The sequence below is a fragment of the Vulcanococcus sp. DEBay_Sum22DG08_74 genome (assembly GCF_017852955.1).
Lineage (GTDB): Bacteria > Cyanobacteriota > Cyanobacteriia > PCC-6307 > Cyanobiaceae > Vulcanococcus.
Window position 1 is genome coordinate 1 of the sequence record NZ_JAFMKL010000056.1, and the last position, 11,474, is coordinate 11,474.

The window sequence follows — 11,474 nt, forward strand, 5'->3', positions numbered from 1 at the left end:
GATGGCATGCACGGCGTGAACGTCGTGATGCCCGACACCAGCTATCTCAAGGAGAACCAGAAGCGCATCCGCGGAATGATCGTGACCCACGGTCACGAGGACCACATCGGTGGTATTTCCCACCACCTCAAGAACTTCAACATCCCGGTGATCTATGGCCCCCGGCTGGCCATGTCGATGCTCCAGGGAAAGATGGAAGAGGCCGGCGTCACCGACCGCACCACCATTCAGACCGTGGGTCCGCGGGACGTGGTGAAGGTGGGCCAGCACTTCTCGGTGGAGTTCATCCGCAACACCCACTCGATGGCGGACAGCTTCTCGCTGGCCATCACCACTCCGGTGGGAACGATCATCTTCACGGGTGACTTCAAGTTCGACCACACCCCGGTCGATGGTGAGTATTTCGATATGGCCCGCCTCGCCCACCACGGCGAGCAGGGTGTCCTCTGCCTGTTCAGTGACTCCACCAACGCTGAGGTCCCTGGCTTCTGTCCTCCTGAGCGCTCGGTCTTCCCGGCCCTCGATCGCCATATCGCCCAGGCCGAAGGCCGGGTGATCATCACCACCTTTGCGAGCTCCATCCATCGCGTCGCGATGATCCTCGAGCTGGCCATGAAGAACGGCCGCAAGGTCGGCCTCCTGGGCCGCTCCATGCTCAACGTGATCGCCAAGGCCCGTGAATTGGGCTACATGCGCGCTCCGGATGATCTGTTTGTCCCGATCAAGCAAATCCGTGATCTGCCCGATCGCGAGACCCTGTTGCTGATGACCGGTAGCCAGGGTGAGCCCTTGGCTGCCCTGAGCCGCATCTCCCGTGGCGAGCACCCCCAGGTGCAGGTCAAGAGCAGCGACACGATCATCTTCTCCGCCAGCCCGATCCCGGGGAACACCATCTCCGTGGTGAACACCATCGACCGGCTGATGATGCTGGGCGCCAAGGTCGTCTACGGCAAGGGCGAGGGCATCCACGTCTCTGGCCACGGCTTCCAGGAGGACCAGAAGCTGATGCTGGCCCTCACCCGTCCCAAGTTCTTCGTGCCGGTGCACGGCGAGCACCGCATGCTCGTCTGCCACAGCAAGACCGCCCAGTCCATGGGCGTTCCGGCCGACAACATGCTGATCATCGACAACGGAGACGTTGTTGAGCTGACGGCCGATTCGATCAAGAAGGGCGAGCCCGTCAAGGCGGGCATCGAACTGCTCGACGCCTCCCGCAATGGCATCGTCGACGCCCGTGTTCTCAAAGAGCGTCAGCAGCTCGCCGACGACGGCGTCATCACGATGCTCGCCGTGATCAGCACCGACGGTGTGATGGCAGCGCCTCCGCGGGTCAACCTGCGGGGCGTGGTCACCGCCGCGGATCCCCGCAAGCTCAGCCTCTGGACCGAGCGGGAAATCACCTGGGTGCTCGAGAACCGCTGGCAGCAACTGTCCCGGAACACCGGTGGCAAGGCTCCCGAAGTGGACTGGATGGGCGTCCAGCGCGAAATCGAAGTGGGTCTGCAGCGTCGCCTGCGCCGCGAATTGCAAGTTGAGCCGCTGATCATCTGCCTGGTGCAGCCCGCCCCTGGTGGCACCCCGGCCTACAAGGGCCGTGCGGATGCAGAGCCCGACACCCGTCCGGCCCCCCGCGGTCGCCGCGACGGCAACCGTGATGGCAACCGCGACCGGGATCGGGATCGCACGCCCCGCCGTGAACTGGCCCCCGTCGGTGCTGCCGCCTCCGCCGCTTCGGCTGCCCCTGCGCCTGCGCCGGTGAAGGCTGCTCCTGTTGCGGCTGCTCCCAAGGTCGAGGAACCTGAAATCGCCGGCCGCACCCGTCGTCGCCGCTCCGCCGCGAGCTGACTGCTGCTGCGGCCCTAGGGCCGTTTCAGCCTGAAGAACCGTCTCCAGTTGCTCCCCTCATGGAGGGGCTCCTGGGGGCGGTTTTCGCTGAAGGGCAGCTCCACCACCAGGTTTCCTTGGCTGTAGTCGGGCCACTCACGCTCGGCTGGCGCCGCGTCGTCCGTTGGCTGAGGCTCAAGCTCAGGTTCATCGGCGAGGACCTCGACGTTGGGTGCGGCATCGCCCCAGGGCGTTGCCGGCGAGCCGTTAAGCACCGTCGGCGTTGCGATGACGGGTGTTGGTCCACTGGCGGGCACCTCAGTCCAGGCCGCCTGCAGGGCGGTGAGGGCCTCCTGGGGTTCGCTGAGTTGGTTGAGCCAGGGGGTGGCAGGAAGTTCGGGCAGATCCCCAATGGCTTGCTGGGAGCTGGGCTCCTCCTGGGCTGCTGGTTGCAGTTGACAGCGCTGGAGCCCGGCCTGGGCGAGGTCCACCAGGGTGGAGGGGGCCGTGCTGTCCGCGACCGCTTGGTAGTAGGCCTGCGCGTCCTGGGGCTGCCCCAGTCCGTAGAGGTGAATGTGACCCGTTAGTAGCTGGAGCCGGCTGAGGGCGGTCTCTGACTCAGGCCCAGAGGCGCTGGCTTGCAGCTCGTGCAGCAAGGCCTCAGCCCCCTGGAGCGCATCGCTGAAGCGCCCTTCTCCGTAGGCCCGTTCGATGGCTGCGTAGCGATCACTGCTTGCGCTGCTCATGGCGTTGCGCCGTTCCCGCTCCGGTTTAGGTCGTTTTGCCAGACCTGGCCGCGCTTCTTCAGGGCTCCAGCCAGATCAGCTCGCGGTTCCAGCGCAGGGAGCGCCCCCGGCTGAGATCCCACTGGCCAGGACCGCAGTGGGGCGGCAGGCGATGGAGAAGCTGCTCCAACTGTTCCGCGTTGCCCAGGCTGAGGCCCTGGCGGGTCAGCCAGTGGTGCAGCAGCAGCCGTTGATTGCTGAGGGTCAGGCCGCTGAGGGGGCGTCGCTTTAACGCCGGCTGAGCCTGGGCCGTTTCGGTTTGCAGGCTGCCCAGGGCGAGATCCACCAACTGCTCGCCGCCGTCCTGCTCTTGGGCCAGCCGTTCGCTCAGTTGGCTGATGCGTTCGCTGGCTCCGGGGTGGAGGGCCTCAAGGACAGGCAGCACCTCGTGGCGGATCCGATTGCGACTGAAGCGCGGGTCGCTGTTGCTGGGGTCCAGCCAAATCGGCAGACCCAGCTGCTGGCAGAGCTGGGCTGTGTCACTGCGGGAGAACCCCAGCAGTGGGCGGACCAGCTCAATCGTGCCGCTGAGCGTGCGCCGTTGCCGGAGGCTGGAGAGGCCGCGGCGATGGCTGCCGCGGGCGAGCTGGAGCAGGACCGTCTCGCTGCGGTCGCTGGCGGTGTGTCCGGTGACGACCCTGCGGCAGCCCAGGCGCTGGGCGTGGGTCTGGAGCTGCCCATAGCGCCAGTCGCGGGCTGAGGCTTCATCCCTCTTTGGACTCTCCCAGTCGTCGACCTGGATCGGCAGGCCCTGGTCCTGGGCCCAGGCCTGGAGTTCGCGGGCCTGCTGCTCGGCTTCAGGGCGCCAACCGTGGTTGCCATGCCAGAGCTGCAGCTGCCAGTGGTGGAGACGTTTCAGGTCGTTCAGGAGCCCCACCAAGGCCATGGAGTCTTGGCCACCGGAGACGGCCAGTAGCAGGGGCTCCCCATCGGGCAGCAGATCCTGCTGCTGGAGCAGCTGCTGATGCAGGCGCCGATGCAGATCACTCCAGCGTTCAGCCATGCCCCCAGCCTGATTCGCCCTGGCTCAGCGTGTGAGAATCGCAAAACTCCATCTGTACTGGCATGTCCCGCCTCGATCGGCTGCCCGCTTCCCTTCGCATGGCCCTGGCCGAGAAGCGCGCTCTCAAGGTGATTGCTGGCCTCACCAACTTTGACGCCGCCAGCGTCGAGCGCATCAGCCGTGCGGCTGGCCTCGGTGGTGCGGATCTGATCGACGTGGCCTGTGATGCTGAGCTGGTGCAGCTGGCCGCCTCGGTCTCGGGCCTGCCCATCTGCGTGAGCGCCGTCGATCCTGAGCTGTTCCCCGCCGCCGTGGCCGCCGGTGCCGCCATGGTCGAGATCGGCAACTACGACGCCTTCTATCCCCTCGGCCGCATCTTTGATGCCGCTGAGGTGCTCTCCATCACCCGCCGCACCCGCGAGCTGCTGCCCGAGGTGGTGCTGAGCGTGACCGTCCCCCACGTGCTGCCCATCGACCAACAGGAGCAGCTCGCCGCTGATCTGGTGGCCGCCGGTGCCGACATCATCCAGACCGAAGGTGGCACCAGTGCCAAGCCCTTCAGTGCCGGCAGCCTCGGCCTGATCGAGAAGGCCGCTCCCACCCTGGCCGCTGCCCACAGCATCAGCCGCGCCGTCTCGGTGCCGGTGCTCTGCGCTTCTGGACTGTCTTCCGTCACCGTGCCGATGGCCATCGCCTCCGGTGCCGCTGGCGTGGGCGTGGGCTCCGCCGTCAACAAGCTCAACGATCAGCTGGCCATGGTCGCCGTGGTTCGTGGCCTGCGCGAGGCCCTGGGCAGCGCCGTCAAGGCAGCCGTCTGATCCTCAAGGCATCACCGCTTTGGACGTCACCCATGCCCTTCGGGGCATGGGTTTTTTGTTGGTTCGGCAGCCACGCCGCCTGGGCGGTTGTCCGAGAATGCCCCGATGCCTAACCCGTTTGAAATCCACGCTCCCTACGAGCCCAAGGGGGATCAGCCCGAGGCGATCAAGGCGCTGGTGGCTGGCGTGGAATCAGGCGAGCGCTATCAGACCCTGTTGGGTGCGACGGGAACCGGCAAGACCTTCACCATCGCCAATGTGATTGCCAAGACCGGCCGGCCGGCCTTGGTCTTGGCCCATAACAAAACCCTGGCGGCCCAGCTCTGCAATGAGCTCAGGGAGTTCTTCCCGAAGAACGCCGTTGAGTACTTCATCTCCTACTACGACTATTACCAGCCGGAGGCCTATGTGCCGGTCTCCGATACCTACATCGCCAAAACAGCCTCGATCAACGAAGAGATCGACATGCTGCGGCACTCCGCGACCCGCTCTCTCTTTGAGCGCCGTGATGTGATCGTGGTGGCCTCCATTAGCTGTATCTACGGCCTGGGAATCCCCAGTGAGTACCTCAAGGCCGCCGTCAAATTTGAGGTGGGCGAGACCCTCAATCTCAGGAGTTCCCTGCGGGACTTGGTCAACAACCAGTACTCCCGCAACGACCTGGAGATCTCCCGTGGACGCTTCCGGGTGCGGGGGGACGTGCTGGAGATCGGCCCCGCCTACGAGGACCGCCTGGTGCGGATTGAACTCTTTGGTGATGAGGTCGAGGCCATTCGCTATGTGGACCCCACCACCGGGGAAATCCTGCAGAGCCTGGAATCGATCAGCATCTATCCGGCCAAGCACTTCGTGACCCCCAAGGAGCGCCTGGAGGATGCGATCAAGGCCATTCGCTCGGAGCTGCGGGAGCGCCTGGACGTGCTCAACGAGCAGGGGAAATTGTTGGAGGCACAGCGCCTGGAGCAGCGCACCACCTACGACCTGGAGATGCTCGAGCAGGTCGGCTACTGCAATGGCGTTGAGAACTATGCGCGCCATCTGGCGGGCCGCGAGGCGGGCACACCGCCGGAGTGCCTGATCGACTATTTCCCTGAGGACTGGTTGCTGGTGGTGGATGAGTCCCACGTCACCTGCTCCCAGCTGCAGGCGATGTACAACGGCGACCAAGCGCGCAAGGGCGTGCTGATTGAGCACGGCTTCCGGCTCCCCAGTGCTGCAGACAACCGTCCGCTCAAGGGGGATGAGTTCTGGGAGAAGGCCCGGCAGAGCATTTTTGTCAGCGCCACACCCGGGGATTGGGAGCTCAAGCAGAGCGATTCCGAGGTGGTCCAACAGGTGATCCGTCCGACCGGGGTGCTGGATCCCATCGTTGAGGTGCGTCCCACCGATGGCCAGGTGGATGACCTCTTGGGTGAAATTCGTACCCGTGCCGAGAAGAAGGAGCGGGTCTTGGTCACGACCCTGACCAAGCGGATGGCGGAAGACCTCACGGACTACCTCGCTGAGAACGGCGTCCGGGTTCGCTATCTCCACTCGGAGATCCACTCGATCGAGCGGATCGAGATCATCCAGGACCTGCGCAATGGCGAGTACGACGTGCTGGTGGGTGTGAACCTCCTGCGGGAGGGCCTGGACCTGCCCGAGGTGTCCCTGGTGGCGATCCTGGATGCCGACAAGGAGGGGTTCCTGCGGGCTGAGCGCTCCTTGATTCAGACCATCGGCCGGGCCGCTCGTCACGTGGAGGGGGTAGCCCTGCTCTACGCCGACAACCTGACGGATTCGATGGCCAAGGCCATCTCAGAAACCGAGCGCAGACGTGCGATTCAGCAGGCCTACAACGAGAAGCACGGAATCACGCCGACGCCCGCTGGTAAGCGGGGCGGCAATTCGATCCTGGCCTTCTTGGAGGTTTCCAGGCGCCTGAACGACGAGCAGTTGGAGCAGGCCACCGAGCAGGCCGAGCACAACGATGTGCCGCTCGATGCCCTGCCGGAGCTGATTCAACAGCTCGAGGACAAGATGAAATCAGCGGCAAAAAATCTTGACTTTGAGGAAGCGGCCAACCTGCGCGATCGCATCAAAAGCCTGCGCCAAAAGCTTGTAGGGAAGCCCTAAGTCAGCGAAAACCGCGACGCGATCTCTGCTTGATCTTTCCCTTTTCTTCCGACTTCGCCCCTGGAATCGCGGCTAAAGGTGAGCTAATCGCCGAGGAGGCGAATTGGGTTACTACTTGCTCCATCTCCATTTGCATGGCCTGTTCCGCGGCCATGACCTGGAGCTGGGACGTGATGCAGATACCGGTGGTCAGACCACCTATGTGCTCGAGCTGGCCAGAGGATTAGCTGCTCGCCCGGAGGTCGACCGCGTCGATGTGGTCACCCGTTTGATTCAGGACAAGCGGGTTTCCGCTGATTACGCCCAGGCCCATGAACCGCTGGCTGACGGCGCCAGCATCGTTCGCTTCCCCTGCGGACCGCGGCGCTACCTGCGCAAGGAACTGCTCTGGCCCTATCTCGACGAGATGGCCGATGCGGTCACGGCCCACATTGCGGCCCAGCCGCAGCGTCCGAATTGGATCCACGCCCACTACGCCGATGCCGGCTATGTGGGGGCCTTGGTATCCCAAAGGCTTGGGATCCCCTTGGTCTTCACCGGGCACTCCCTGGGCCGCGAGAAGCAGCGGCGCCTGCTCGAAGGCGGCCTGACCCATGAGCAGATCGAGCAGACCTATGCCATCGGCCGTCGCATCGACGCCGAAGAGCGTGCCTTGGCCCAGGCCTCCCTGGTGATCACCAGCACCCAGCAGGAAGCCCAGCAGCAGTACGCCCGCTACAACCGCTTTGAGGCGGAGCAGGCCTGTGTCGTGCCCCCTGGGGTGGACGCCCAGCGCTTCCACCCGGTGGCGATGCCTGGCGAGGCGTCCGATGTGGAGGCCCTGATGGAGCCATTCCTGCGGGAGCCCAACAAGTCACCCCTACTCACGATCTGCCGCGCGGTTCGGCGCAAGAACGTCCCGGCTCTGGTGGAGGCCTATGGCCGCTCCGCCCTACTGCAGGAGCGCCACAACCTCGTCCTGGTGCTGGGTTGCCGTGAGGATCCCCGCTCGCTCGAGAAGCAGCAGCGGGATCAGTTCCAGCAGATTTTTGAGCTGGTGGATCGCTTTGATCTCTACGGCAAGGTCGCCTATCCCAAGCACCATCGCGGTGAGCAGATCCCTGCGATCTATCGCTGGGCGGCACAGCGCTGCGGGATCTTCGTCAACCCGGCCCTGACGGAGCCCTTTGGTTTGACCCTGCTGGAGGCGGCGGCCTGCGGGCTGCCCTTGGTCAGCACCGATGACGGGGGGCCGCGGGACATCCTTCAGCGCTGCTCCAACGGCCAGCTGGCGGATGTGACCGATCTGGATGTGCTGCAGCAAGCCCTGGAAGAGGCGGGTGCGGATCTCGATCGCTGGCGCTCCTGGCGCGACAACGGCATCGAGGCCATCAGCCGCAATTTCAGTTGGGATGCCCATGTCTGCAGCTACCTCGGGGAGGGCGACCGTCGTTGCACCCCCGGGGTGGTGGCTGCGTCCCCGGCCCAACCGGTGAAGGTCGAGGCTCCTCCGGTGCAACGGTTGCTCTTGCTCGATCTCGATGTCTGCCTGCAGTCGGCGCAGCCGGCTGGCCTCGAGGATCTCCGTCGCCGACTGGCCGCTGATCCCCAGTGCGGCATCGGCATGTTGAGCGGTCGCCACTTCGCTTCAGCGCGGCTGCGCTTTGCCGAATTGCATCTGCCAGAACCCCAGGTCTGGATCCTGGAGGCCGGGGCGGACCTGCGCTTTGGCGCTGAGGGCCGGCCAGATGTCAGTTGGCACCAGCACATCGCCCAGGGCTGGCAGCGCAAACGGGTCGAGCAGGTGCTCGAAGGACTCAGCCCCCGCCTGTCGCTGCAGCCGGAGGTCAATCAAGGCAGTTACAAGGTCAGCTACACCCTGGAGGCGCCCACCGCGGGGGTGCTCGAGATGGTGCGGCAGCGGTTGCGCCAGCACCGGCTGGAGGCTCGAGCCCACCTCTTCCACCATTGGTTCTTGGATGTGCTGCCGATGCGGGCGTCCAAGGCGGATGCCATTCGTCACCTCTGCCTGAACTGGGGCCTACCCCTGGATCAGGTGCTGGTGGTGGCGGCCCAGCAGGGTGATGCGGAGCTCCTGAACGGCAGCTCGCTTGGCCTGGTGGCCTCCGAGCACGACCACTCCCTGGATCAGCTGCGCCGCCGTCCGAAGGTCTTTTTCGCCTCCAGGCCTCAGGCTTGGGGCGTGCTGGAGGGTCTAGACCACTACCGCTTCTTGAGCCGCTAGGGCAATAGGGCGTCTGGGTCTTGGCTCAGGTAGCTCTGGCGATTGGGGTTGCTGTCGGGCATCCAATAGCTGATCTCCTGGTGCCAGAACGGGACCCCCTCGACCCGGCTGGAGGCCAGTTTGGTCGTGGCCATGGCCGTGATCAGCTTGCCCATGTCGATTGGGGAGAGGTCCGTTCGCATGTCCTTGCCAGCGATCTCCATCAACTCGGGAAGTCGGGTCGCCATGACTGGGTTGGCCAGTTTGCGGAAGACCTCCGCCAGCACCAGCTTTTGGCGCTCCATTCGGCCGATGTCACCCAGCTGGTCGTGGCGGAAGCGCAGGAATCCTTCCAGTGCCTCCCCTTTGAGCAGTTGCCGTCCGGGATAGAGGTCGATGTAGAGGCCTTGGCTGTTGTCGACGTAGGCCATCCGTTTGGGGATGTCGACCTCGACGCCGCCGATGGCATCCGCCAGTCGCTGAACGGCGTTCAGGTTCAGCACCAGATAGCGGTCGACCTTGGCGGAGAGGAGCTTGCTGAGCTCCGCCTTGACCATCTCGGGGCCGCCACTGCTGTAGAGGGCGTTGGCCTTCATCACTCCGTAGCGCTCGGAGTCGATGAAGGTGTCCCTGGGGACCTGGGTGAGCTTGGTGCGGCCGTCGTCGAGATGCATCGTCAGCATCACGTCGGTGTTGGTGCTGACGTCGTCGGTCCCCAGGACGACGATGCGTCGATCGCCCGAGGCCACCGGGGCCACCAGGGATCCGATCAGCTGTTTGGGCTGATCAAAGGCTCCCATCACCACCGCGGGCAGGCCATGCAGGGCGTAGCCCAGTCCAAGGCCGGCCACGAACAGGGGCAGGCGGGGGAGCCCCTGCCTGCGCTTGACGGGTTTGGCCGGTGCTGCGGCTGGTCGCCGGCGATCCAGCTGCGTCACGTTGTCGCGGCGGACGCGGCGCTCAGCAGGTTGGAGATCCGCTTTCCCCCGCCTGGGGTCCCGCTGCGGACTGCGCCCTTGGCGCCGGGGATTGGATTGGGCGGGGGACATAAGGCACTCAGATGAGCGCAAAGTACCTCGCGTTATCCCTTGGAGCTAGAGGGGTTTGGGCCTCTAGATCACCTGGATCTTGCCGGCGGCTTGATCGGCTTTTTGCTGTGCGTCCTTGAGGTCCGCACCGCGGGCCAGGGCTACCCCCATGCGCCGGTAGGGACGGGCGTCGGGTTTGCCAAACAGCAGCACCTGCACATCGGTTTCGGCCAGGGCCTCGTCCAGACCGCTGAAGGCCACGCTGTCGCTTTGTCGCTCAGCCAGGATCACGCGGCTGGCGGCTGCCCCCTCGGAACGGATCTCAGGGATGGGCAGCCCAAGGACGGCTCGCAGGTGCAGTTCAAATTCGCTCAGGTTTTGTCCGGCCAGGGTCACCAGGCCGGTGTCGTGGGGGCGGGGCGAGAGCTCGGAGAAGACCACTTCGCTGCTGCCATCGGGTAGGCGGCAGACGAAAAACTCCACGCCAAAAATGCCAGCGCCCCCGAGGTTGTCGGTGACCTCCCGCGCCATGGTCTGGGCGGCGGCCAGTTGCTCCCACTCGAGCTGGGCGGGTTGCCAGCTGCACTGGTAGTCACCCCGCTCTTGGATATGGCCGATGGGCGGGCAGAACAGGGTGGGGCCGTTCCACTGCTTCACGGTCAGCAGGGTGATTTCCTGCTCAAAGTGGAGGAACTCCTCGACGATCACCCGGGCGCCGCTACCCCGGGCTCCGGCCATGGCGGCCTCCCAGGCGGCGGGAATGCCCTCGGGACCGTCCACCACACTTTGGCCTTTGCCGGAGGAGCTCATCACCGGCTTCACCACCACAGGCCAACCCAGGGGTGCGGCGGCCTGCGCCAACTCCTCGGCGCTGCTGGCGTAGGCGAACCGGGCCGTGCGTAGCCCCAGTTCCGTCGCGGCGAGGTCGCGGATGCGGTCGCGGTTCATGGTCACGGCCGTGGCGCGGGCCGTGGGGATCACGGTGGTGCCCTCGGCCTCCAGCTCCGCCAGGGCGTCCACGGCCAGGGCTTCGATCTCGGGGATCAGGACATCGGGTTGGTGCTGACGGACCACCGCCTTGAGCGCCTCCGGGTCCGTCATCGGTACGACCTCGGCCACATCGGCAACCTGCATCGCGGGGGCCCCGGCGTAGCGATCCACTGCGATCACACGGCAACCCAGGCGTTGCGCGGCGATGGCCACCTCTTTGCCCAATTCACCGCTGCCCAAGAGCATCAGGGTGCGGGGGAAGTTGGAGCTGGCCATGGCCGCCGCGGAGACGAGAGACTTGCGCGATCTTGCATCGCCGCGTGCCCGTGCTGTTGTTCGCCCCGTTTGCTTACGCCACTGCCGGTGATGCAGCGGATGGTCTGCTCAATGGTCTGAGCATTGAGGATCTCCAGCGTTGGACGCTGATCTATCTCGGGATTTCGGTGCTGGCGTTTGTGCTGGTGTGGCTCATCGGTTACCTGCGCCGCGCGGGCTGACCGTTCAGTCCAGTTCGATCAGGTTCAACTGCCGCACCGGTGACTGTTCATCGATGAAGCCATAGGCGGCAAAGACCCCGGCATCCCTGTGGGTGATGTGTTGGCCATCGCTATGGCGCTCCAGCACAAATCCCTCAGAGGCCATCCGACGCATCAGGGCCGCGGCTTCTTCAAAGCGCGAGGCCATCGCCTCGAGGCTGGCGCAGTCGCC

10 protein-coding genes are annotated in these 11,474 nt (G+C 65.2%); 5 read left to right on the forward strand and 5 right to left on the reverse strand.

All coding sequences use genetic code 11. The annotated features are described in order from the left end of the window. Positions 1-1,845, forward strand: a 1,845-nt coding sequence (locus tag QZ184_RS07385; protein WP_296418824.1) for a ribonuclease J, incomplete at its 5' end; no start/stop codon positions are given. Between the two features lie 14 nt (positions 1,846-1,859). Here QZ184_RS07385 and QZ184_RS07390 read toward each other — a convergent pair. Both QZ184_RS07390 and tilS read right to left on the reverse strand, forming a co-directional pair. Beyond that, positions 1,860-2,570 carry a hypothetical protein gene (locus tag QZ184_RS07390; RefSeq protein ID WP_296415403.1) on the reverse strand — a complete coding sequence of 237 codons (711 nt, stop codon included), beginning with the start codon at positions 2,568-2,570 and terminating at the stop codon, positions 1,860-1,862. Positions 2,571-2,628: 58 nt separating this feature from the next. Further along, positions 2,629-3,612, reverse strand: coding sequence for a tRNA lysidine(34) synthetase TilS (gene tilS / locus QZ184_RS07395; RefSeq protein ID WP_296418827.1), 984 nt, complete (start codon positions 3,610-3,612; stop codon positions 2,629-2,631). Between the two features lie 62 nt (positions 3,613-3,674). Here tilS and QZ184_RS07400 point away from each other — a divergent pair, with 62 nt between their 5' ends. The 3 genes from QZ184_RS07400 to QZ184_RS07410 all read left to right on the forward strand — a co-directional run bounded on the left by QZ184_RS07400 (position 3,675) and on the right by QZ184_RS07410 (position 8,769). Further along, a complete protein-coding gene (locus QZ184_RS07400; protein ID WP_247476642.1) occupies positions 3,675-4,430 on the forward strand; it encodes a DUF561 domain-containing protein in 756 nt (251 codons plus the stop codon). Positions 4,431-4,535: 105 nt separating this feature from the next. Beyond that, positions 4,536-6,545 (forward strand): excinuclease ABC subunit UvrB, encoded by a 2,010-nt coding sequence (gene uvrB, locus QZ184_RS07405; protein WP_010313886.1) that lies wholly within the window; start codon positions 4,536-4,538, stop codon positions 6,543-6,545. Between the two features lie 103 nt (positions 6,546-6,648). Further along, positions 6,649-8,769, forward strand: coding sequence for an HAD family hydrolase (locus tag QZ184_RS07410; RefSeq protein ID WP_296418830.1), 2,121 nt, complete (start codon positions 6,649-6,651; stop codon positions 8,767-8,769). Here QZ184_RS07410 and QZ184_RS07415 read toward each other — a convergent pair. Together QZ184_RS07415 and purT are read right to left on the reverse strand one after the other, a co-directional pair. Next, positions 8,766-9,797: an LCP family protein gene (locus QZ184_RS07415; protein WP_296418831.1), complete on the reverse strand. Its 1,032-nt coding sequence runs from the start codon at positions 9,795-9,797 to the stop codon at positions 8,766-8,768. The genes QZ184_RS07410 and QZ184_RS07415 overlap by 4 nt on opposite strands. Positions 9,798-9,860: 63 nt before the next feature. Then, positions 9,861-11,042 carry a formate-dependent phosphoribosylglycinamide formyltransferase gene (gene purT / locus QZ184_RS07420; protein WP_247476648.1) on the reverse strand — a complete coding sequence of 394 codons (1,182 nt, stop codon included), beginning with the start codon at positions 11,040-11,042 and terminating at the stop codon, positions 9,861-9,863. Between the two features lie 44 nt (positions 11,043-11,086). Between purT and QZ184_RS07425 the strand changes: the two genes are divergently transcribed. Further along, positions 11,087-11,263 (forward strand): cytochrome B6, encoded by a 177-nt coding sequence (locus QZ184_RS07425; protein ID WP_247476649.1) that lies wholly within the window; start codon positions 11,087-11,089, stop codon positions 11,261-11,263. A 4-nt stretch (positions 11,264-11,267) separates the two neighbouring features. On the opposite strand, the gene QZ184_RS07430 is transcribed toward QZ184_RS07425, so the two are convergent. Continuing rightward, positions 11,268-11,474, reverse strand: a 207-nt coding sequence (locus QZ184_RS07430; RefSeq protein ID WP_296418833.1) for a hypothetical protein, incomplete at its 5' end; no start/stop codon positions are given.

What these genes read in the sequence shown, in the direction of transcription:
- QZ184_RS07390 (WP_296415403.1), bottom strand. Translation starts at nt 2,570, where the DNA reads ATGAGCAGCGCAAGCAGTGATCGCTACGCAGCCATCGAACGGGCCTAC.
- tilS (WP_296418827.1), bottom strand. Translation starts at nt 3,612, where the DNA reads ATGGCTGAACGCTGGAGTGATCTGCATCGGCGCCTGCATCAGCAGCTG.
- QZ184_RS07400 (WP_247476642.1), top strand. Translation starts at nt 3,675, where the DNA reads ATGTCCCGCCTCGATCGGCTGCCCGCTTCCCTTCGCATGGCCCTGGCC.
- uvrB (WP_010313886.1), top strand. Translation starts at nt 4,536, where the DNA reads ATGCCTAACCCGTTTGAAATCCACGCTCCCTACGAGCCCAAGGGGGAT.
- QZ184_RS07415 (WP_296418831.1), bottom strand. Translation starts at nt 9,797, where the DNA reads ATGTCCCCCGCCCAATCCAATCCCCGGCGCCAAGGGCGCAGTCCGCAG.
- purT (WP_247476648.1), bottom strand. Translation starts at nt 11,042, where the DNA reads ATGGCCAGCTCCAACTTCCCCCGCACCCTGATGCTCTTGGGCAGCGGT.